25 protein-coding genes are annotated in these 21,040 nt (G+C 60.7%); 11 read left to right on the top strand and 14 right to left on the bottom strand.

What is annotated here, in order from left to right; translation table 11 throughout:
* Positions 1-113: 113 nt before the first annotated feature.
* The gene (locus tag AB4N85_RS02545; RefSeq protein WP_460066886.1) at positions 114-929 is read left to right on the top strand and encodes a UDP-2,3-diacylglucosamine diphosphatase; all 816 of its coding nucleotides are present in this window, start codon (positions 114-116) and stop codon (positions 927-929) included.
* Between the two features lie 110 nt (positions 930-1,039).
* Here the strand turns inward: AB4N85_RS02545 and AB4N85_RS02550 are convergent, their stop codons facing one another.
* Together AB4N85_RS02550 and AB4N85_RS02555 are read right to left on the bottom strand one after the other, a co-directional pair.
* Positions 1,040-1,630, bottom strand: coding sequence for an HD domain-containing protein (locus tag AB4N85_RS02550; RefSeq protein ID WP_460066888.1), 591 nt, complete (start codon positions 1,628-1,630; stop codon positions 1,040-1,042).
* Between the two features lie 14 nt (positions 1,631-1,644).
* Positions 1,645-1,956 (bottom strand): Mpo1-like protein, encoded by a 312-nt coding sequence (locus AB4N85_RS02555; RefSeq protein ID WP_310214896.1) that lies wholly within the window; start codon positions 1,954-1,956, stop codon positions 1,645-1,647.
* Positions 1,957-2,121: 165 nt separating this feature from the next.
* Here AB4N85_RS02555 and AB4N85_RS02560 point away from each other — a divergent pair, with 165 nt between their 5' ends.
* Positions 2,122-3,183 (top strand): AraC family transcriptional regulator, encoded by a 1,062-nt coding sequence (locus tag AB4N85_RS02560; protein ID WP_217850574.1) that lies wholly within the window; start codon positions 2,122-2,124, stop codon positions 3,181-3,183.
* On the opposite strand, the gene AB4N85_RS02565 is transcribed toward AB4N85_RS02560, so the two are convergent.
* Positions 3,140-4,594: a TrkH family potassium uptake protein gene (locus tag AB4N85_RS02565; protein ID WP_038363735.1), complete on the bottom strand. Its 1,455-nt coding sequence runs from the start codon at positions 4,592-4,594 to the stop codon at positions 3,140-3,142. The two genes, AB4N85_RS02560 and AB4N85_RS02565, sit on opposite strands and share 44 nt — an antisense overlap.
* Positions 4,595-4,715: 121 nt before the next feature.
* Between AB4N85_RS02565 and AB4N85_RS02570 the strand changes: the two genes are divergently transcribed.
* Positions 4,716-5,282 (top strand): nitroreductase family protein, encoded by a 567-nt coding sequence (locus AB4N85_RS02570; RefSeq protein ID WP_350571617.1) that lies wholly within the window; start codon positions 4,716-4,718, stop codon positions 5,280-5,282.
* Positions 5,283-5,502: 220 nt separating this feature from the next.
* On the opposite strand, the gene AB4N85_RS02575 is transcribed toward AB4N85_RS02570, so the two are convergent.
* From AB4N85_RS02575 to AB4N85_RS02600, 6 genes are all read right to left on the bottom strand, one after another.
* Entirely contained in the window at positions 5,503-6,843 is a 1,341-nt protein-coding gene (locus AB4N85_RS02575; protein WP_130929585.1) for a sensor histidine kinase, read from the bottom strand.
* 176 nt (positions 6,844-7,019) lie between these two features.
* Positions 7,020-7,472 (bottom strand): LTXXQ domain protein, encoded by a 453-nt coding sequence (locus AB4N85_RS02580; protein WP_460066893.1) that lies wholly within the window; start codon positions 7,470-7,472, stop codon positions 7,020-7,022.
* Positions 7,473-7,731: 259 nt separating this feature from the next.
* Entirely contained in the window at positions 7,732-8,409 is a 678-nt protein-coding gene (locus AB4N85_RS02585) for a response regulator transcription factor (protein ID WP_016771129.1), read from the bottom strand.
* 7 nt (positions 8,410-8,416) lie between these two features.
* Positions 8,417-8,827 carry a translation initiation factor 2 gene (locus tag AB4N85_RS02590; RefSeq protein ID WP_016771128.1) on the bottom strand — a complete coding sequence of 137 codons (411 nt, stop codon included), beginning with the start codon at positions 8,825-8,827 and terminating at the stop codon, positions 8,417-8,419.
* 108 nt (positions 8,828-8,935) lie between these two features.
* Positions 8,936-9,235 (bottom strand): YciI family protein, encoded by a 300-nt coding sequence (locus tag AB4N85_RS02595; protein ID WP_016771127.1) that lies wholly within the window; start codon positions 9,233-9,235, stop codon positions 8,936-8,938.
* Between the two features lies 1 nt (position 9,236).
* Positions 9,237-9,833, bottom strand: coding sequence for a septation protein A (locus AB4N85_RS02600; protein ID WP_024012071.1), 597 nt, complete (start codon positions 9,831-9,833; stop codon positions 9,237-9,239).
* Positions 9,834-9,920: 87 nt separating this feature from the next.
* Here AB4N85_RS02600 and AB4N85_RS02605 point away from each other — a divergent pair, with 87 nt between their 5' ends.
* From AB4N85_RS02605 to rluB, 6 genes are all read left to right on the top strand, one after another.
* Positions 9,921-10,784, top strand: coding sequence for a PHP domain-containing protein (locus AB4N85_RS02605; protein WP_252868989.1), 864 nt, complete (start codon positions 9,921-9,923; stop codon positions 10,782-10,784).
* Between the two features lie 13 nt (positions 10,785-10,797).
* The gene (locus tag AB4N85_RS02610) at positions 10,798-11,427 is read left to right on the top strand and encodes an L-threonylcarbamoyladenylate synthase (RefSeq protein ID WP_041478985.1); all 630 of its coding nucleotides are present in this window, start codon (positions 10,798-10,800) and stop codon (positions 11,425-11,427) included.
* 123 nt (positions 11,428-11,550) lie between these two features.
* Positions 11,551-12,249, top strand: coding sequence for a segregation and condensation protein A (locus AB4N85_RS02615; protein WP_172828192.1), 699 nt, complete (start codon positions 11,551-11,553; stop codon positions 12,247-12,249).
* An 11-nt stretch (positions 12,250-12,260) separates the two neighbouring features.
* Positions 12,261-13,226: an SMC-Scp complex subunit ScpB gene (scpB, locus tag AB4N85_RS02620; protein ID WP_252868990.1), complete on the top strand. Its 966-nt coding sequence runs from the start codon at positions 12,261-12,263 to the stop codon at positions 13,224-13,226.
* A gap of 46 nt (positions 13,227-13,272) precedes the next feature.
* Positions 13,273-13,464: a DUF1289 domain-containing protein gene (locus tag AB4N85_RS02625; RefSeq protein WP_016771121.1), complete on the top strand. Its 192-nt coding sequence runs from the start codon at positions 13,273-13,275 to the stop codon at positions 13,462-13,464.
* A 142-nt stretch (positions 13,465-13,606) separates the two neighbouring features.
* Complete coding sequence (gene rluB / locus AB4N85_RS02630; protein ID WP_460066900.1) at positions 13,607-14,827, top strand: 23S rRNA pseudouridine(2605) synthase RluB; 1,221 nt, start codon at positions 13,607-13,609, stop codon at positions 14,825-14,827.
* Positions 14,828-15,023: 196 nt separating this feature from the next.
* Here the strand turns inward: rluB and AB4N85_RS02635 are convergent, their stop codons facing one another.
* Positions 15,024-15,989, bottom strand: coding sequence for a leucyl aminopeptidase (locus AB4N85_RS02635; RefSeq protein ID WP_460066902.1), 966 nt, complete (start codon positions 15,987-15,989; stop codon positions 15,024-15,026).
* Between the two features lie 71 nt (positions 15,990-16,060).
* A complete protein-coding gene (locus tag AB4N85_RS02640) occupies positions 16,061-16,198 on the bottom strand; it encodes a hypothetical protein (protein ID WP_003222780.1) in 138 nt (45 codons plus the stop codon).
* Between the two features lie 892 nt (positions 16,199-17,090).
* Here AB4N85_RS02640 and AB4N85_RS02645 point away from each other — a divergent pair.
* Both AB4N85_RS02645 and arfB read left to right on the top strand, forming a co-directional pair.
* A complete protein-coding gene (locus AB4N85_RS02645; protein WP_460066905.1) occupies positions 17,091-18,503 on the top strand; it encodes an amino acid permease in 1,413 nt (470 codons plus the stop codon).
* Between the two features lie 224 nt (positions 18,504-18,727).
* Positions 18,728-19,141: an alternative ribosome rescue aminoacyl-tRNA hydrolase ArfB gene (gene arfB / locus AB4N85_RS02650; RefSeq protein WP_016771119.1), complete on the top strand. Its 414-nt coding sequence runs from the start codon at positions 18,728-18,730 to the stop codon at positions 19,139-19,141.
* Here arfB and AB4N85_RS02655 read toward each other — a convergent pair.
* The 3 genes from AB4N85_RS02655 to AB4N85_RS02665 form a co-directional block, all read right to left on the bottom strand.
* Complete coding sequence (locus AB4N85_RS02655; protein ID WP_041479047.1) at positions 19,138-20,325, bottom strand: MFS transporter; 1,188 nt, start codon at positions 20,323-20,325, stop codon at positions 19,138-19,140. The genes arfB and AB4N85_RS02655 overlap by 4 nt on opposite strands.
* Positions 20,326-20,437: 112 nt before the next feature.
* Entirely contained in the window at positions 20,438-20,620 is a 183-nt protein-coding gene (locus tag AB4N85_RS02660; protein WP_039761215.1) for a hypothetical protein, read from the bottom strand.
* Between the two features lie 70 nt (positions 20,621-20,690).
* Positions 20,691-20,822, bottom strand: coding sequence for a hypothetical protein (locus tag AB4N85_RS02665; RefSeq protein WP_016771117.1), 132 nt, complete (start codon positions 20,820-20,822; stop codon positions 20,691-20,693).
* Positions 20,823-21,040 lie beyond the last annotated feature (218 nt).

The raw sequence follows: 21,040 nt of genomic DNA on the forward strand, positions 1-21,040 counted from the left end.
CCTCAGTCTACACCGCCGTACGCCGGATGCGTTGTCACACGACTGACTCACGCTTGTCACGGTCGATTAACCCGGCGCGCGCAAGCTGGCGAAAACATCGCAGAGGGTTGCCCATGACCAGCGCCGAGCTCGCCCGACCCAGTCGCAAACAACGGGTGCGAACCCTGTGGATCTCCGATGTGCACCTGGGCACCCGGGATTGCCAGGCCGAGCACTTGTCGCAATTTCTCAAGGGCTACCACGCCGACAAGGTCTATCTGGTCGGTGACATCATCGACGGCTGGAAACTGCGCAGCGGCATGTACTGGCCGCAAGCCCACACCAACGTCATCCGCCGCCTGCTGACCATGAGCAAGCGCGGCACCGAGGTGATCTATGTCACCGGCAACCATGACGAATTCCTGCGGCGCTATTCGAAACTGATTCTGGGCAATATCCAGTTGGTCGACGAAGTGGTGCATGTCACCGCCGATGGCCGGCATTTGCTGGTGATTCACGGCGATCAGTTCGATGTGATTACTCGCTATCACCGCTGGCTGGCGTTTCTCGGCGACTCCGCCTACGAATTCACCCTGACCCTCAACCGCTGGCTCAATCACTGGCGTGCCCGTTATGGCTACGGTTACTGGTCGCTTTCGGCGTACCTGAAACACAAGGTCAAGACCGCCGTCAGTTTCATCAGCGACTTTGAAGAAGCCATCGCCCACGAATGTGTGAAGCGCGAACTGCATGGCGTGGTTTGCGGGCATATCCACCATGCCGAAATTCGCAAGGTCGGTGGGGTGGACTATCTCAACTGCGGCGATTGGGTCGAGTCGTGCACGGCGTTGATCGAGCATTGGGACGGCACGATCGAGTTGTATCGACTGGCGGATGCGCAGGCGCGAGAGGCGGAGTTGAAAGCTGCCAAAGTTGCCGAGATCGCCTGAGCGAAAGATCACCCTGTGGGAGCGAGCCTGCTCGCGAAGGCGTAGTGTCAGACAAAGCTTATGTGCCTGATACAGCGCTTTCGCGAGCAGGCTCGCTCCCACATGTGTTCTCAGGCCGGGCTGTGTTCTCGCATCGCGGCTTTGTAGATCGAGTTCTTCGGCTGCGCAAACAGCCTTTCCATCATTGGCTCGAAGAAACTCAGCGGCAGCGTGTCGTACGCCGGATCAAACGCCGCCGCGTCGTATTTGGCGCAGAACTCGGCAGTGGCGTGGAACTGCGGATGATCCTTGAATTGCTCGCGCAAGTGCCGATCCATGCCGAGGTGATGAAAGAAGTAATAGCCCTGAAAGATGCCGTGCTTCTCCACCATCCACAGATTTTCCGCACTCACGAACGGCTTGAGAATCGCTGCGGCGATGTCCGGATGGTTGTACGAACCGAGAGTGTCGCCAATGTCATGCAACAGCGCGCAGACCACGTATTCCTCGTCACGCCCGTCGCGAAAGGCGCGGGTCGCGGTTTGCAACGAGTGGGTCAGGCGATCCACAGGGAAACCGCCGAAGTCGCCCTCAAGCAGCTTCAGATGCGCGAGGATCCGCGACGGCAGTTGTCTGGCATAGGCACTGAAATCGGCGGCGATGATCGCCCAGTCTTCCTCGGTGCCATCCTTCATATGGGTGAAGCGAGCATGGGCATTCATGGGTAGACCCTCATTCAGAACGCCACGCGACCGAGAATCATGTCGCGGTACATGACGAAATCGCCGAGCAGGCTGTACAGCGGATGCTGAAACGTCGCCGGGCGGTTTTTCTCGAAAAAGAAATGGCCGATCCAGGCAAAGCTGTAACCGGCCACAGGCAATGCCAGCAACAATAACCAGGCGCTCTTGGCGATGCTCAGGGCGAGAATGAAGATGACCAGAGACGTGCCGATGAAATGCAGACGACGGCAGGTGCTGTTGCTGTGCTCGGCGAGGTAAAAGGGGTAGAACTCGGCGAAGCTGTTGAACTGCTTGATGTTTTCCACGACCGCGCTCTCTGTGGTGATTGTTCTGGCGACAAGTTGTTCGGCGGGGAGCTTATTTGAGTCTAGAGTGATCATTGGCGTGGGCCAGTGACAATCGGCGCCACTTTAGTATCCTTCGCAAATAGGGCGGTTATCTGCAGCCCGTCATGTAAAAGAATAACAACCATGAGCGAACGAACGACTTCTGCAAGCTGGGCGATGGGGATTGTCAAAGCACTGGAGATGGACGGCCTGGATTGCCGGGTTCTGTTCAGGCAACTGGGGCTGGATTTCAGCGCCCTTGAAGATCCGGATGCACGCTTCCCGCAGGACTCCATGACCCGGCTCTGGCAGCGCGCGGTCGAGGTTTCCGGCAACCCGGCGATCGGCCTGAACATGGGCAAAGTGGTGCGCCCGGCCTCGTTTCATGTCGCCGGCTATGCGCTGATGTCGAGCAATACCCTGGCTGAAGGCTTCCAGCGTCTGGTGCGCTATCAACGCATCATTGCCGAAAGCGCTGACCTGAGCTTTCGCCTGCTCGACGAAGGTTACGCGCTGATTCTCACCGTGCACGGCGATCATCTGCCGCCGACCCGGCAGAGTGCCGAAGCGTCACTGGCCTGCGCGTTGGCGCTGTGCGGCTGGCTGACCGGGCGTCCGCTGCACCCGGTCAAAGTGTTGGTTCAGGGCGATCAGCCGACAAATCTGCAACCTTATAAAGAAGCGTTTCACGCACCGCTGGTGTTCAACGCGCCATACGACGCGTTGATCTTCGAACGGGCCGATATGGAGGCGCCGCTGCCGACCGCCAATGAAGCCATGGCGCTGTTGCATGATCGCTTTGCCGGGGAATATCTGGCGCGGTTCTCCGAGAGCCGCGTGACGCACCGGGCACGCCAGGTGCTGTGCCGTTTGTTGCCTCAAGGTGAGCCCAAGCGCGACACCGTGGCGCAGACGCTGCACCTGTCGCAGCGCACTTTGCAGCGGCGCTTGCAGGAGGAGGGCACCAGTTTTCAGCAGTTGCTCGACGACACCCGCCGCGAGCTGGCTGAGCAATATCTGGCGCAACCGAGCATGACCTTGCTGGAAATCGCCTACCTGTTGGGCTTTGCCGACCCGAGCAACTTCTTCCGCGCTTTTCGCCGCTGGTTCGACACCACGCCCGGCGAGTACCGCTTGCGCCTGGCGCAGGTGCCAGATGCGGTCAATGACGCCAGAACGCCGGAATACACAGCACAAACACCGTAATGATCTCCAGTCGGCCGAGCAGCATGCCGAACGACAGAATCCATTTCGCCGCATCCGGCAGGGTCGCGAAGTTGCCGGCCGGGCCGATGGTTTCGCCCAGGCCCGGGCCGACGCCGGACACGGTGCTGGCGGCGCCGGTCAGTGCGGTCATCCAGTCGACTCCGAGCAGCGACAGCAGCAGGGCGATCACGCAGATGGTGATGGCGAAGAAGAACGAGAAGGTCAGGATCGAACGGACAATTTCTTCGTCGAGGCGGTGACCGTTGTACTTCTGTTTGATCACCGCGCGCGGGTGGATCAGCTGATTAAGGTTGGCCTTGAGCAGGATATAGGCGACCTGGAAACGGAAAATCTTGATCCCGCCCGCCGTCGATCCTGAGCAGCCGCCGACAAAACCCAGATAGAAAAACAGCATCAGCGAGAAGTTGCCCCACAGGCTGTAGTCACCGAGGGCGAAACCGGTGGTGGTGACCACCGAGGTCACGTTCAGCGCCACATGCCGCAGCGCTTCCAGCCAATGCAGCTTGGTGGTCCACCAGTACCAGGTGCCGAGCACCAGCCAGGTCACCAGCAACATTGCCAGCAAACCCTGCACCTGTTGATCCTTGATCAACGCCCGGCGGTTGCCACGCAACGTCGCCACGTACAGGGTGAACGGCAGGCTGCCGAGGATCATGATGACGATCGCCACCCAGTGCACCGCCGGTTGTGTCCACTTCGCCAGCGACTGGTCAGAGGTCGAGAAACCACCGGTGGAAATCGCCGACATCGCGTGGTTGATCGCATCGAACGGGCTCATCCCGGCCCACCAGAACGCCAGGCTGCCGAGAATGGTGATGCCGACGTAGGCCGCCACAATCAACCGCGCCACCATGTGCGAACGCGGCATGACCTTCTCCGAGCGGTCCGAGGATTCGGTCTGGAACAGGCGCATGCCACCGATGCGCAGCAGCGGCAGAATCGCCACCGCCATGCCGATGAAGCCGATGCCGCCGATCCAGTGCAGCAGCGACCGCCACATCAGAATCCCCGGCGACATGTTGTCCAGGCCGTTGAGCACCGTGGAACCGGTGGCGGTGATGCCGGACATGCTTTCGAAGAACGAGTCGGTGTAGCTGATGTGCTGGGTCAGCAGAAACGGCAGCGCGGCGAAAATGCACACTACCAGCCAGCTGCTGACCGTCAGCAGGTACATGTCGCGCGGGCGCAGGTGAATGTGTTCCGGTCTGCCGGGTATCACCAGAGCGAGGCCGGCGACAAAGGTGATCATGCTCGCCCAGAGGAACGACGGCAGATCGCTGGTGCGCTCGAAAATCACCAGCGTGGCCATCGGCACGACCATGGCCACAGCCAGGGTTATCAGGAAGATGCCGATGATAAAACCAATGATCCGTAAGGTCGGCAACGCCATGAAATCCGCTCGGGCTGATTGAACAAGGGCGCCATTCTACCTGCGGGGCAAGGCATGTAAACCGGCAGGCGCTGCGCAGTTGCAGCTAGAATAGCTGCACATTTTTCAAAGGAGGTGGCCGATGCAGGCTCTCGACGCGTTGCTCAACCGTGTTTCCGTTCCCCGCCTGGTCGAACCGGCCCCTACTGCCGAGCAGCGCGAAGCCCTGTTCGGCGCGGCCTTGCGTGCCCCGGATCACGGGCACTTGCAGCCGTACCGTTTTTTGACCGTCGAAGGCGCAGCGCGTGAGCAAATGGGCGAATTGCTGGCCGAGGCGGCCCGCCAGCAAGCCGGCGAAGTCACCGAAGCGATGATCGACAAGGCGCGCAACGGCCCGTTGCGGGCACCGCTGGTGGTCGTGGTGATCGCGAAATTGCAGGAACACGTGAAATACCCGAAGGCCGAGCAACTGCTCACGGCCGGCTGTGCGGCCCACGGGATTTTGCTCGCGGCGTATGCGCAGGGGATTGGCGCGGTGTGGCGCACCGGGGATCTGGCGTACTCGAAGCATGTGGCCGAAGGCCTGGGGCTGGTGGAAGGCGAGGAGGTGATCGCGTTCCTCTATCTCGGCACGCCGCAGAAAGAGCCGCGCGTGGCGGAGAAGGTTGATCTGGCTGAGTTCGTCAGCGCCTGGCCAGGTAAGGTCTGAAGATCAAAAGCCCCTCACCCTAACCCTAACCCTCTCCCAGAGGGAGAGGGGACTGATTGGGGGATGCTTTGGAATTACACCGACCTGAGCGTCCTTCGCTGAATCCAGCGTCGGGATACCGGACGTCTGGTTTCTGCGAATCCATAAGGTCGATGCACAACGGCAGACAACTCGGTCGGCCCCCTCTCCCTCCGGGAGAGGGTTGGGGTGAGGGGCTTTTTCAGGGCTGGACCACGACTCCCGGTACCAGCGGCAATTCCAGACTCGCCACAAAGCCGCCCTGCGGATGATTGGCCAGCGTCAGCGTGCCGCCATGCCGTTCTGCCGCGCGTTTGGCAATCGCCAGCCCCAGGCCATGCCCGGCAGCGGTCTGCCCCGGCGCCCGGTAGAACGGCTCGCCCAACTGACTCAGATGTTCGGTCTGCACCCCCGGCCCGTGGTCGCGCACGCTGATGACAATCCGCTCTCCCTGCCGCGCAGCCTGCAATTCGATCGGCTGATCGCTCGGGTTGAAGCGCTGGGCGTTGCGCAGCAAATTGTCCACGGCGCGCTCGATCATCGTCGGCCAGCCTTTGAGATTCAGCTGCGGCTCGGCTTGCAGGCGTACGGTCTGCTCGGGGGAGCTGAGCTGCGCATCCTTTTGCAGCGTGGCGAGCAACGCATTCAGGTCCACTTCTTCAGCGCTGGCGTTGTCGGCATCGACTCGCGCCAGCACCAGAATTTCACTGATCAACGCCTCCAGCCGATCGCATTCGCGGGTCAGGCGTGGCCACAGTTTTTCGCGCTCTTCAGGGTTGGCGCGCTCGGCCAGAGCCAACGCGATGCGCAGGCGCGCCAGCGGGGAGCGCAATTCATGGGAGACATCGCGCAGCAACTGGCGCTGACTGCCGATCAGGCTTTGCAGGCGCGCGCCCATGCGGTTGAAATCGGTGGCCAGCACGCCGAATTCGTCACGGCGGTTGGCCAGTTTCGCCAGACTGTTCTGCTGATAAGTCGTCTGCCCCAGATCATGCACCGCGCCGCGCAAGCGACTGAGCGGGCGGGTGATGGAGAAAGTCACGAGCAAACTGAACAGGGTCAGCACCACCAGCGCAATACCCAGCGCACTCAGTGGCCAGAGCAGACTTTCGCGGTGCCAGGCGTCGAGTTCCGGGTGCGGGATGCGGTAGATGAACAGGTAGGTGTCACCGGTTTTTTCGCTGGTGATTTCGTCGGTCAGGCGGCGCCACGGCAGACGGCGATCGTCGTTGTTCTGCCGCGCCTCGAACGCGGCGGCGCGGCGCGGGAAGGTGCCACGCACCACCGGATCGCCGGTTTCGTTGAGCACCTGAACGTCGATGTGATACTGGCGTTTACGTTGTTCGAGGATGTCCTGGGCGGCTTCTTCGCCTTGGGTTTCGTAAGTCTGCGTCCATTCCGCCGCCAGCGTGTTGAGGCCGGGATGGCGGCTGAGAATCCATGCGTCCTGATTGAGCATGTGCCCGAGCAGAATCGACAGCCCGGCTACCAGAGCGATGGCCAGCCAGAAGCTGGCAAGAATCCGCCAGAACAGTGAACGCACAGAAACTCCTCGAAAATCACACCGTTCAAATGTGGGAGCGAGCCTGCTCGCGAAGGCGTAGTGTCAGTCAATCAATCGCTGGCTGATACACCGCCTTCGCGAGCAGGCTCGCTCCCACATTCGATTTGAATGGAACAGGCCCGACGAGGTAAGTCGTCGGGCCCAGGGTCAAGCCATTATTGCGCCTTTTGTGCCTGCTGCGCTTTCCAGGCCTTGAACTCGGCCCACTCGGCGCGGCGTTCGGCGCGTTTCTTCTGGATTTCGTCGAACTGCTTCTGTTGCTCGGGTTTGAGCAGTGCGCGGACATCGGACTCGGCTTTCTTGTGGTTGGCCGCGATCTCGTCCTTCATGGCTTTCTGGTCGGCCGGCGAGAGTTTTTCCAGGTACTTGTCGACCACCTGCTTACGCTCCTGCATCTGCTCGCCCATGATCTTGCGAATCTGCTCGCGTTGTTCGCGGGTCAGGTCGAGCTGGCTGTACGGGCCTTTGTCGTGCATGCCACCGTGCATCTGACCGCCGTGGCGCGGGCCATCCAGCGGACCACCCAGCGGACCGCCATCCTGCGGCATGGCCATGGCCACGGTTGGCAGAGCGGCAGCGAACATCAGAGCGATAAGAGTCTTGCGCATGGTGTATCTCCTTGTCTCGTTCCCGGTACGTTCCGGATGAGTGCAGATTACGCAGATCAAGGTCAGCGGCGGTCAGCGCAGCGTAAAGCTTCGGTAAAGACGTTTCGTGCCCGGCCTTACACATATCCAGTGCAGGAGGTGCTGAAGGCTGCGATCTGATCGTTCCCACGCTCTGCGTAGGAATGCAGCCGAGGACGCTCTGCGTCCTGCAGCCTGAAGATCGCCGCCTTGGGCAGCTCGTACACGGAACAAGATGGTTTTACAGGCTGTAGTAGTAACCACGGCTACGCAGCGCGACGATGCGTGGGCGGCCGTCGGGGTGGGGGCCGATTTTTTTGCGCAGGTTGCTGACGTGCATGTCGAGGCTGCGGTCGTACAGGGTCAGCTTGCGGCCGAGGGCCAGTTGCGCCAGTTCCTGTTTGTCCAGCGGCTCGCCCGGCTGTTTGAGCAGGGCTTCGAGCAGGCGGCTTTCGGAGACGGTCAGGGTCAGTTCTTTTTCGTCGATGCTGACCACGCCGCGCACCGGGCTGAAACTCAGGTCGCCCAGCTCAAGTTGTGTTGACACAGCGGCGGGATGGCTGCGGCGCAACACGGCACGCAGGCGCGCGGTCAGTTCGCGGGGGTCGCAGGGTTTGGCCAGATAATCGTCGGCGCCCAGTTCGAGGCCGAGGATGCGGTCCAGCGGTTCGCCACGGGCTGACAGCATCAGCACCGGCAGGTCGGCGTGGTCGTTGCGCAATTGCTTGAGCAGTTCCAGACCGCTGCCGTCGGGCAGCATCACGTCCAGCACCACCGCCGCCGGGGCGGTTTCGGCCAACGCCTTGCGGGCGCTCTGGCCGTCGTGGCAGGCGCGCACCTGGAAGCCTTCCTGGCTCAACCAGCTACTCAGGAGTTCGCACAACTCCTGGTCATCATCAATCAATAACAGCTCGCTCATGACTCACTCAATTTAGCCATTGCCGACGTTTTCGGCTTGCACCGCTGGCAAAGATACCGCAGAGCAGCGCCAATAGCGCTACTCCAGCGCCAGTGACGAACCACTGCTGTTGATCGGTCAGCAAACGCGGCAGCGGGCTGGCCTGGGCTTCCTTGAGTTGCAGCTTCAGACGCTGGTTCTCCTGGCGCAGCCGGGCGAGCTGGGCGCTTTCGCGAGTGTTGTCGGCATTTTGCAGTTGTTTGTTCAGTTCTTCGCGCTGCTGCTCACTGGCCTTGAGCCGCTGTTGCAGCTCGGTGATCTGGCTGCCGGCGCTCAATGACAATGGCGTGGAGCTGCCGCTTTCGGTGGTTTCCTCACCATGGGCGGGGGCCATGATCGACAACGTGAGCAACATCAGACACAACGGACCCTTGCGCATCGCGACACCTGTTTCCAAATGGATATTGGGCAGGTTGTCGGCAGGCAAACGGGAATAATGAGCGATTGAGAGCGCGATGAACCGAGAAGGTTCATCGCGTGGCAGGACTTAAGGCAGGACTTGCTTGAACGGCTTGACGATCACATTGGCGTAGACGCCGGCGGCAATGTACGGGTCGGCATCGGCCCAGGCCTGTGCGGCGCTGAGGGAATCGAACTCGGCGACGATCAGGCTGCCGGTGAAACCCGCTGCGCCCGGATCATTGCTGTCGACTGCCGGGTGCGGGCCGGCCAGCACGATGCGGCCTTCGCCCTTGAGCGCTTGCAGGCGTTCCAGATGCGCCGGGCGCGCGGACAGGCGAGCTTCGAGCGAGTTGGCAACGTCGGTGGCAATGATGGCGTAGAGCATGTCAGTCCTCGGTTTTTGGCGTTGTGGTATCGGTGTCATGCAGATGGCGCGACAGGTAAACGCCCTGTGCGACCAGGAACAGCACGGTCATGCCCAGGCTGCCGAACACCTTGAAGTCGACCCAGATGCTCTGAAAGGTGAAAGCGACGAACAGGTTGGCGGCGCCGCAGAACAGGAAGAACGCGATCCAGGCGATGTTCAGGCGGGTCCAGACCGGGTCGGGCAGGGTCAGCGCGTGACCCATGATGCGTTTGATCAGCAAGCGATCGCCGATGAAGTGGCTACCGATGAACGCCGCAGCGAACAGCCAGTTGACCACCGGCGCTTTCCATTTCAGGAAGGTTTCGCTGTGGAAGGCCAGCGTCAGGCTGCCGAACACCAGACAGGCGATCAGCGTCAGCCACTGGCTCTTTTCCAGCTTGCGCTGCTTGATGAACAACGCGCCGTACACCACCAGGGAACTGATGATCAGCATCGCCGTGGCGCTGTAGATACCGCCTACGGTCACTTGCTGGCCGGCAATGTCGACGACCCGTGGATCAAGTTTGTAAACGATGAAGAACAGCAGAAGCGGGATGAAATCGATGAATTGTTTCACAGTGAGAGCCAGAAGCTGGATGTGGCGGCATAATAACAAACATATGGGCGCGCGATAGCGCCAGCTGATTTGAGGTTACAACTCCCCGTGAATGTTGATTTGCACTGCCACAGCACGGCCTCCGATGGCGCCCTGGCGCCTGCGGTTCTGGTTGCGCGTGCGTTCGAAAACGGCGTGCGAGTCCTGGCGTTGACCGACCACGACACTCTTGAGGGGCTCGCCGAGGCGCGTGCTGCCGCCACCGAGTTGGGCATGCAACTGGTCAACGGCGTCGAATTGTCCTGCACCTGGGGCGGGGCGACTATTCACGTGCTGGGTTACGGCTTCGACGTCAACGCTGCGCCGTTAGTGGAAGCGATCGCCAAATTGCACGATGGCCGCTGGCTGCGGTCGGAAGAAATAAGCCGCAAGCTCGCACTCAAGGGGATGCCCGGTGCCCTCGACGGCGCCCGGCAGATCCAGCAGGAACTGGGCGACAGCGGCAACGCGCCGGCCCGGCCGCATTTCGCCGACTGGATGGTGCGAGAAGGTTATGTAAAGGATCGCGCCGAGGCGTTCCGCAAATGGCTCGGCGCCGGCAAACTCGGCGACGTCAAACTGCACTGGCCGACGCTGGAAGACACTGTCGGCACCCTGCGCGCCGCCGGTGCCTGGGTCAGCCTGGCGCATCCATGGCACTACGATTTCACCCGTAGCAAGCGCCGAAAGCTGATTGCCGACTATATTCAAGCAGGCGGGCATGCTATCGAGGTGGTCAATGGCCATCAGCCCGCAGAACAGGTGGGCAGCCTGGCGATCCTTGCCCGTGAGTTCGGTCTGCTGGTCAGCGCCGGCAGTGACTTCCATGGCCCTGGCGGCTGGTCCGAGATCGGCCAGTACCGGCCGGTTCCCGAGGACCTTCCACCCCTGTGGTGTCGGTTCAAACATGACACAGATATTGCCGCCGTCTGAACAGGTAGAGAATGTGAGTCAATTTTTCCAGATACATCCGGAAAACCCGCAAGCGCGCCTGATCAAACAGGCGGTCGAGATCATCCGCAAAGGCGGGGTGGTGATTTATCCCACGGACTCGTCCTACGCCATTGGTTGCCAGATCGGCGACAAGACCGCCATCGAGCGTGTGCGACGCCTGCGTCAGCTCGATGAAAAGCACAACTTCGCGCTGATCTGCAGCGACCTGTCGCAACTGGGCAATTACGCCAAGATCGACACCGGCACCTTCCGCATTCTCAAGGCGCACCTGCCGGGGCCTTACACCTTTATTCTCAACGCCACCCGCGAAGTGCCGCGCCTGTTGCTGCATCCGAAAAAACGCACCATCGGCCTGCGCGTGCCAAGCCATCCGATCGCGCTGGCGCTGCTGGCCGAACTCGGCGAGCCGCTGATGAGCGTGACGCTGATCATGCCCGGCGATGAAGACCCACTTACCGATCCCTACGAAATGCGCCAGTTGCTCGAGCACCAGGTCGATCTGATCATCGACGGCGGCTTTGGCGGCATCAAGGCCTCGACGGTGATTGACCTGACTGGCGACGACCCGGAAGTGGTCCGCGTCGGTTGCGGCGATCCGACGCCGTTCATGGTCGAGGCCTGAATGTCCGCAGTGGAAACCGTGGTCGATCCCCAGGCCGGCGCCCAGCAGGAACTGCCGTTCGCGATGGTCTATGGTCAGGCGGTCATGGAAATGCCGCTGGACCTGTACATCCCGCCGGATGCGCTGGAAGTCTTCCTTGAAGCCTTCGAAGGCCCGCTCGACCTGCTGCTGTACCTGATCCGCAAACAGAACATCAACATCCTCGACATCCCCGTGGCGGAAATCACCCGCCAGTACATGGGCTACGTCGAGTTGATGCAATCGGTGCGTCTGGAGCTGGCCGCCGAATACCTGGTGATGGCGGCGATGCTCGCCGAGATCAAATCGCGCATGCTTCTGCCGCGCGCCGAAACCGTCGAAGATGAAGAAGACGATCCACGCGCCGAACTGATCCGCCGCTTGCAGGAATACGAGCGTTTCAAGGCTGCTGCCGAAGGTATCGATGGGCTGAGTCGGGTCGGCCGCGATGTGATCGTGCCCAAGCTCGACGCCCCGGAAGCGCGGGCGCGCAAGCTGTTGCCCGACGTCGCGCTGGAAGAGATTCTGATGTGCATGGCCGAAGTGCTGCGCCGTGGCGACATGTTCGAAAGCCACCAGGTCAGCCGTGAAGCGCTGTCCACCCGCGAACGCATGAGCGATGTGCTGGAACGGCTCAAGGGCGGCGGCTTCGTGCCGTTTGTCGAGCTGTTCACCGCTGAAGAAGGCCGCCTGGGTGTGGTGGTGACCTTCATGGCGATCCTTGAACTGGTCAAGGAATCCTTGGTCGAGCTGGTGCAGAATGAGCCGTTCGCCGCGATCCACGTGCGAGCCCGAGCCGAATAACGAGTCCCTGTATGAACCTGACTGAACCCCGCGAGCTGGCGTCCCTGCTTGAAGCCTTTCTGTTGGCCTCGGGAAAGCCGCAATCCCTTGAGCGCCTGTATGAACTGTTTGAAGAAGGCGAGCGGCCCGAGCCGGCGGTCTTCAAGAAAGCCCTGACCCTGCTCGGCAAGTCCTGCGAGGGTCGCGCCTTTGAACTAAAGGAAGTCTCGTCGGGCTATCGTTTGCAGATCCGCGAGAAGTTTTCACCGTGGGTCGGCCGTCTCTGGGAAGAACGCCCGCAGCGCTATTCCCGTGCGTTGCTGGAGACCATCGCGCTGATCGCCTATCGCCAGCCGATCACCCGGGGCGAAATCGAAGACGTGCGTGGCGTGGCGGTCAACAGCAACATCGTCAAGACCTTGCTCGAGCGTGAGTGGATCCGCGTCGTCGGCTATCGGGACGTGCCGGGCAAACCGGCTATGTTCGCCACGACCAAGGCGTTTCTCGACCACTTCAACCTGAAAAACCTTGAAGATCTGCCGCCGCTGGCCGAGCTGCGCGAGATGGAAGCCGAACCGGTGCTCGACTTCGACGACGCGCCGGTGCCGCAGAGTCTGCAGGAACTGGCCGACGCCAGCGCCGAGCCGGAGGAGGAGAAGGAAGAAACCAGTTTCCATTCCCTGCTGCTGGAGCTGGACAGCATGGAAGAAGGCATCAAAACCGACTTTGACGACTTGCTGCGTGATGCGGTGGATGGCGAAGCGCCGGTGTCTGAGCCTGAGATCATCGAGCCGGTTGTTGAAGCTGAAGTTGAACTTGAAGCGGCGCCTGACGCCGAACCGGAAGAAGACATTCTCGGTGTCGCCGAGGCCCGCGAGAAGCTCCTGGCCGCCGTTGCCGCCCTCGAACAGCCTGAACCGGAACTCAGCGAAGAAGAAGCCGAAGCCCGCGCACTGGCCGAAGCGATCGAAGCCGAACGGCGCGAGTTCGACGATTGATCCGGATCCTTGTGGGAGCGGGCTTGATGTGTTTCTGGAGAGGATGATGAGCTCAACCAAAGACCCCTGCATCAGCCTCTGCAAATTCTCCGACGACATCTGCCTGGGTTGCGGTCGCAGCAAGCGCGAGATCAAGGCCTGGAAGAAACTCGACAAGGACGACAAGCGCACCGTGCTGGCCGAAGCCGCGCTGCGCCTGATCAAACTCGGTGGTGCCGGTCGGCGGAAAAAGAAATAACCGGCAATCGATCAGCTAGTCTCTGATGCGCGACGGCGCACATCCGCGTATGATTCGCGACCCTTCGCCGATCCCTTCGGCCTGGACCCAGTTTTCAATACTTCAGGCGCCGCCTGAACAGACCACACCGGGAGGTGCCCAGATGAGTGACATCAATCAGAAAGACGACCAGGAAATCGGCCCAGCAGGCGAAAAGCTGCAGAAAGTCCTCGCCCGTATCGGCGTCGGCTCGCGCCGTGACGTGGAATCCTGGATCAGCCAGGGCCGGATCAAGGTCAATGGCAAAGACGCCACCCTCGGCCTGCGCGTCGACATGCACGACGCCATCACCATCGATGGCAAAGTGATCAAACGCGAAGAGGCCGCCGAGTCGGTGCGCCGCGTGATCATGTACAACAAGCCCGACGGCGAAATCTGCACCCGTGACGACCCGGAAGGCCGTCCGACCGTGTTCGACAAGCTGCCGCGCCCCAAAGAAGGCCGCTGGATCAACATCGGCCGTCTCGACATCAACACCACCGGTCTGCTGATGTTCACCACTGACGGTGAGCTGGCCAACCGTCTGATGCACCCGTCCTACGAGATGGACCGCGAGTACGCCGTGCGTGTACGCGGTGAAGTCGACGATGAGATGATCGAACGCCTGAAGGCCGGCGTGGTGCTGGAAGACGGTCCGGCGCGTTTCACCGACATTCAACAGGCGCCGGGCGGTGAAGGCTTCAACCATTGGTACCACTGCGTGGTCATGGAAGGGCGCAACCGTGAAGTGCGTCGTCTGTGGGAATCGCAGGGTCTGGTGGTCAGCCGTCTGAAGCGCGTGCGTTTCGGTCCGGTGTTCCTCAACTCCGACCTGCCGATGGGCCGCTGGCGCGAAATGAGCCAGTACGAAGTCGACGTGCTCAGCGCCGAAGTCGGCCTGACGCCGGTGGCAATGCCGCAGCTGAACGCCAAGAGCAAGGACAAGCTCGAACGCATGCAGCGCAAATCGTCGCGGCCGATGGCCAAGACCGAGCGTGTACGCACCCTGCGTCCAGCCGCCGGCGCACCGACCGCGCCGCGCCCGAGCCGTGAGCCGCAGATCGAAGGCGAGCGTCCAGGTCGCAAGCCGGTTGCCCGTGACGGCGAGCGCGCACCGCGTCCGGCCAGCGGTCGTACTGAGCGTGGCGAACGCGGCGCTCCTGCCGGTCGCGGTACGCCAGTGGCGGATCGTCCAGCCGACACCACCAACAAGCGCCCGGCCAAACCGGCGCCGAAGCGTCCGGGGATCAAACTGGTCGACGGCGACAAGCCCGCGGGCAAACGTCGCGGCGCACCGGCTGGTTCCGGTCAGCGTCCGGGTTTCGGTCGCAAAAAGCCGGAATAAGGCAGCTGTGAGTTACTAGCTGCAAGCTGCAAGTTGAAGCAAAAACGCCAACCTTAGGGTTGGCGTTTTTTTTCGTCTGGCGAAACTCATGTAGCGTCTGATTGGGCCTCTTCGCGAGCAGGCTCGCTCCCACATTGGAGTTGCGTCGAACATAAATCCCTGTGGGAGCGAGCCTGCTCGCGAAGGCGTCAGTCGCCTAAAACACAAATCGGCCATCGAAAACCGGCTTGTCATCCAGCGCCAACACCCCGCCAGAAAAGATCAGGTCCAGGTGATGACTGCCCTTGGCGCCACCGCCTAATCCGAGATGCAACCCACAATGCCGCTCCTCAAACCCGGCATTGCGCGCATACAGATCCTTCACGCCTTCGTTGGTGCCAATCCCCAACTCCTCAATCCGCCGGTTCGACGGGTTGGCATCCAGGTACTTGTTGAAGTCATGTTCCAGCCCCGGCACGTCGGTGGCGATGCGGCTGATGGTCGAATTCTCGATCCACAGCTCGAGCGGCGATTCCAGCACGCCGTACTTGCGCGCGAACGGGATGGTGCTGAGGAAGGTGCCCTTGAACTTCACATGGCCGTTGATAGCTTCGCTGTGGGTGGCGATTTCGCCGGGGGCGAGGTCGAAGTTGCCGACGCCGTTGATGTCGGTCCACTTCTTGATGCTGCTCATCGGCGTTTCGAACCATGAGCCTTGGTCATCCTTGAAACTCAGCGTGGTCGCTTGGGACATGCGCTGGATCAGGTGACTGTTGAGCCCGGCGATGCGTTGCGGGGTGATGCTGAAGGTGTCGTAGAAATAGTCGCCGTAATCCTTGAACAGCAGCGACTTCTTCCAGTTTTCCGCCATCACCGCTTGCAGTGCGCGGACGAACTCCGGGCCGTCTGGGCGCGGGTTGGGCAGGGTGGAAGAGTCGTAGAAGAAAATGTACAGATCGCTGTCGGCAATTGCCTCGGACAGCGCTGTGGTGCTTTCCAGGTCCAGACGCCGGGCGCTGAACTCAAAGCGCGGATGCTCGCCGGCCTGTTCGGCAATGGCGCCGGTCAGGGCTTCGTAATCGGCGGTGTGGCCCAGCATGACCTTCGCCGAGTCGAGGCCGGCGAGGGCAGGGTGATGTTCGAGGTAGTAAAGGAAATGCGAGATGGCGCGGGGCTTGTCCATGAATCCTCCCTGACTGACCGGGGAATGAAGCGGCAGGCACGACCGGCCGGACCGTGCCTGCCCGGGATGTCTTACAGAGGCCACATCGCCGTGCCGAACGGAACCACCGCGTCGGCTTGCATCATTTCCACAGCGGCCTCATGGGTTGGCGCTTCAAACCATTCGTCCAGTTGCAGTTCGGTATCCAAGTCTTTTTCCAGTGCTTGCATGGTCGATCTCCTAGAGAATTTCACGGTTTATGACTGACCGGTCGAGGTGGCCGGTGAGACGTGAAAAACCTAGTTGAGGCTTTTTCGTAATGCAAAATTTTATCCATTTAATTTTTAAATAGACTTTTTGTTCTGTTTTTCAGGATCGGTTTTCTTATTTGAAAACAAAAAACTAGGCAGGCGAAATTGATAGCAAGCTAGCTACCGTCAATATGCAGACGTCCTTCGGAAATTTCTGATTCGGAAAATATTCGTTACGCGTTGTAAACAAAACGTGACGAAAAGACCCCGCCGGAGCGGTGATTTCCCGCCTCCGCATCGGTTGTAAGGAAAAGCTTCCGTAAGCCGGGAGAACAGCTGCCGCGCAAGGCTCTGGCGCGCTTGTTTCCAGCCTTCAGGCAGGGTGTGATGCGCCCCATGCCTGTCGTGCAGGCGAATAACAAGAAGGAGGCGCAATGAACGCCGCGACTGATTTCCACTTCTCCCCGTGGGACGGTTTTTTCCTCGTCCCCGTCGATGGCCTGCAAAGGCCTGACTCATATTTTGCAGCCGCTCGGCACTGTCGAGGCGGACACGTGCAATCCCGGCAACCGACACGCTGATCAGGCGGGTCTGGCAGCAGGGGGTTAGCGGTGTACAATGCGCCGCGTTTTAACTGTGACCCTCTGCGTAATCGCAAAAATCTCGAGGCTATCCGCCTTGTTCACTCCGCCGCGCCACAAGCGTGCCGGGTTCGATTTCGTCACAGATAAAAACAAACAGGTGACGCATGACCGTTGTAAATGAGCTGAACTCCTGGTGCCTGCGCTGGGGTTTGATCGGGGCTGCCTGAAATCGCAACCTTGCAGCAACGTCTACTGAACATCATCAAACCTTGCGTGAGACCTTTTTCATGAGTGGACAACCCTCGCAATCAGGCGAGCTAAAGCGCGGCCTGAAAAATCGCCATATTCAACTGATCGCCCTCGGTGGCGCGATCGGTACCGGATTGTTCCTCGGCTCTGCCGGGGTACTGAAATCCGCCGGCCCGTCGATGATCCTCGGCTACGCCATTTGCGGCTTCATCGCCTTCATGATCATGCGCCAGCTCGGCGAAATGATCGTCGAAGAGCCGGTGGCCGGTTCCTTCAGCCACTTCGCCCACAAATACTGGGGCGGTTTCGCCGGTTTCCTCTCGGGCTGGAACTGCTGGATTCTGTACATTCTGGTGGGCATGTCCGAGCTGACAGCGGTCGGCAAGTACATCCATTACTGGGCGCCGGACATCCCGACCTGGGTCTCCGCTGCTGCATTCTTCGTGCTGATCAACGCGATCAACCTGGCCAACGTCAAAGTCTTCGGTGAAGCCGAATTCTGGTTTGCGATCATCAAGGTCGTGGCCATCGTCGGCATGATCGCCCTGGGCAGCTACTTGCTGGTCAGCGGCCACGGCGGCCCGCAAGCCTCGGTGAGCAACCTGTGGTCCCACGGCGGTTTCTTTCCCAACGGGTTGAGCGGTCTGGTGATGGCCATGGCGATCATCATGTTCTCCTTCGGCGGTCTGGAAATGCTCGGCTTCACCGCTGCTGAAGCCGATAAACCGAAAACCGTGATCCCGAAAGCGATCAACCAGGTGATCTACCGCATCCTGATTTTCTACATCGGCGCGCTGGTGATCCTGCTGTCGCTGACTCCTTGGGACAGCCTGCTGGAAACGCTCAACGCCTCGGGCGATTCCTACAGCGGCAGCCCGTTCGTACAAGTGTTCTCGATGCTCGGCAGCAACACCGCCGCGCACATCCTCAACTTCGTCGTGCTGACCGCCGCGCTGTCGGTATACAACAGCGGCACCTACTGCAACAGCCGTATGCTGCTGGGCATGGCCGAGCAGGGTGATGCGCCGAAAGGTCTGGCGAAGATCGATAAACGCGGTGTGCCGGTGCGTTCGATTCTGGCTTCGGCGGCAGTGACACTGGTTGCCGTGTTGCTCAACTACCTGATCCCGCAGCACGCGCTGGAACTGCTGATGTCGCTGGTGGTTGCGACGCTGGTGATCAACTGGGCGATGATCAGCTACTCGCACTTCAAGTTCCGCCAGCACATGAACCAGACCAAGCAGACGCCGCTGTTCAAGGCGCTGTGGTACCCGTACGGCAACTTCGTCTGCCTGGCGTTCGTGGTGTTCATCCTCGGCGTGATGCTGCTGATCCCGGGGATTCAGATATCGGTATACGCGATTCCGGTGTGGGTGGTGTTCATGTGGGTCTGCTACCTGATCAAGAACAAGCGCAGTGCCCAGCAGGCGCTGCCAGTGATCGCCAAGTAACCGCTCAAGCAGAAACAGCAAACCCGGCCAGAGTGCCGGGTTTGTTGTTTTGAAATGGAAAAATCTGACATCACACCGAACCCTGTGGGAGCGAGCCTGCTCGCGAAAGCGGTCCATCAGAAACATCTGCATCGACTGACACACCGCCTTCGCGAGCAGGCTCGCTCCCACAGAGGTTGAGTGAATCGGGTTATCCTGCACGCTCTGATTACGGACGCTTTTCCATGCTGGTGATTTCCAACAATGTGCATCTGCCGGATGCCGAGATCGAATTGACCGCCATCCGCGCGCAAGGCGCCGGTGGGCAGAATGTCAACAAGGTCTCCAGCGCCATGCACTTGCGCTTCGACATTCCCAACTCGTCATTGCCGGAGTTCTACAAGGAACGCCTGCTGGCACTGCGTGACAGCCGTATCACCAGCGATGGCGTGCTGATCATCAAGGCGCAGCAATACCGAACCCAGGAAGCCAACCGCGCCGATGCGCTGGAGCGGCTGGTCGAGCTGATTCTCAGCGCCACCAAAGTGGAAAAGAAACGCCGCCCGACCAAGCCGACCCTTGGCTCGAAGAAGCGTCGGCTGGAGTCGAAAACCAAGCGCGGCAGTATCAAGGCCGGGCGCGGCAAGGTGGACTTCTAAACCTCGCGATACTTCGCCGTGTGCTTGTACAGATAGACACTCAAGCCAAGGCCGCTCAACGCTGCAAATGCGGCGAACAGGAAGATCGAAGCAAAACCGAATCCTGCTGCGATCGCCCCGGCCAGCGGCCCGGTGATCCCCAGCGACAAATCAATGAACAGTGAATAGGCACCGACCGCCGCGCCACGGCTCGAGGCCGGCACCAGATTCACCGCCTCCACGCCCAGCGCCGGGAACACCAGCGAGAAGCCGAAACCGCTCAGCGCCGCACCGGCCAGTGCCCAATGCGCATCCGGAGCAATCCACAGCAACAACAGCCCCAACGTTTCCACCGACAGGCAGGCAATCGCCACGCGAAATCCGCCGAGGCGGTTGATCAGGTTGCCGAACAGCAGCCGCGCGCCGATGAAGCTGGCGCCGAACAGGCTCAGGCACAGCACGGCGTTGTCCCAGTGCTGGGTCGCGTAATACAGGGTGATGAAAGTGGCGATGGTGCCAAAACCGATCGAACCCAGCGCGAGCCCGCAGCCGTGGGGGAAGACTTTGCCCAGCACATGCATGAACGGCAGGCGTTCGCCGGCGACGATCGGCGCGGCGGTCTTCGGCCATGCCAGCGCCAGACCGAGCAGGGCGAGGAGGATGATGCTCACGCCCATGCTCCACAGCCCCAACCTGCTTACCAGCCACACACCGAACGGCGCGCCGATCGCCAGGGCGCCGTAACTGGCGATGCCGTTCCAGGAAATCACTTTCGCCGTATTCGCCGCGCCGACCCGGCCGATGCCCCAGCCAATCGAACCGGAACCGACCAGGCTTTCCGCGCTGCCCAGCACCAGACGGCCAATTAAGAGGCTGATCAGACTGAGCAGCGGCAGGTTCGGCGTCCACGCGGAAATCAGCATGAACACACCGCTCAAGCCGCAACCAGCGAGGCCAATCATCACTGCGCGTTTACTGCCCTGGTTGTCGATGATCTTGCCGGCATATGGACGGCTGAGCAGGGTGGCGAGGTATTGCACGCTGATCACCAGCCCGGCGATCACGGCGCCGAAACCAAGGTCACTGTGGACATAGCCCGGCAACACGGCGAGCGGGATGCCGATGTTCAGGTAACCGATGAAGGTGAAGAGGACGATGGAGACTACTTGCAGCGTAACCGCCAGCGGACGCTGGGGCTCGGATATAGACGACATGGGTAACGATCCACGGGAGCAGCAGATTAGATAGGCTGCTCATGATACCGGCGTGAACCGTTCAAGGGCGGGGAAAAGTAAAACTATTTGCCGGGCGGCGCTTTCAGGATTTCGCCGGGGCGACCAGTTGCGTGGTGACGAGGGCGGCGAGGGCGTTTTCTTCGCTGCCGAAACGTTCGAGCAGGGCAGCTTGCTTCTCGGGCGAGAGGCGATTCCAGATCTCGATCATCTTCTCGGTGGCGCCGATCAGCACGGCAGCTTGGCTTTCGGAGAATTCGTCGGTCATGGCGGGCTCGGGTTTCAGGCAGTGTGGAAAGCGCATGTTAGCGCTTTCCACACGGTCTGTACGGCGGGTCTTACTCTTCGCTGTCGGCTTTGCGGCTGTCAGCGGCTTCTTGCGGCTCGGGCTTTTCAGCGCCGGCGTGTTGCGGGGTCGTCTGCTCAGGTACGTGCAGGCTTGGGAAGGGGAGATTGGGAATCTCGTGCATGGGTGCGCTCCTCGCTAAGTCTGTTGATAGATCAGGTGCTCCGCGCTTTACAAAGCCTGCGCAGGATACAGCAGGAAAAATGACAATCAGACTTTTAATTCAAATTAATGCGACAGATGGCCGCAGGGGAGGAAGCCAGAAGGTCACCGCAGAAACAAATGTAGGAGCTGCCGAAGGCTGCGATCTTTTGATCTTCGATCGTTCCCACGCTCCGCGTG

The organism is Pseudomonas sp. H1_G08 (assembly GCF_054681355.1).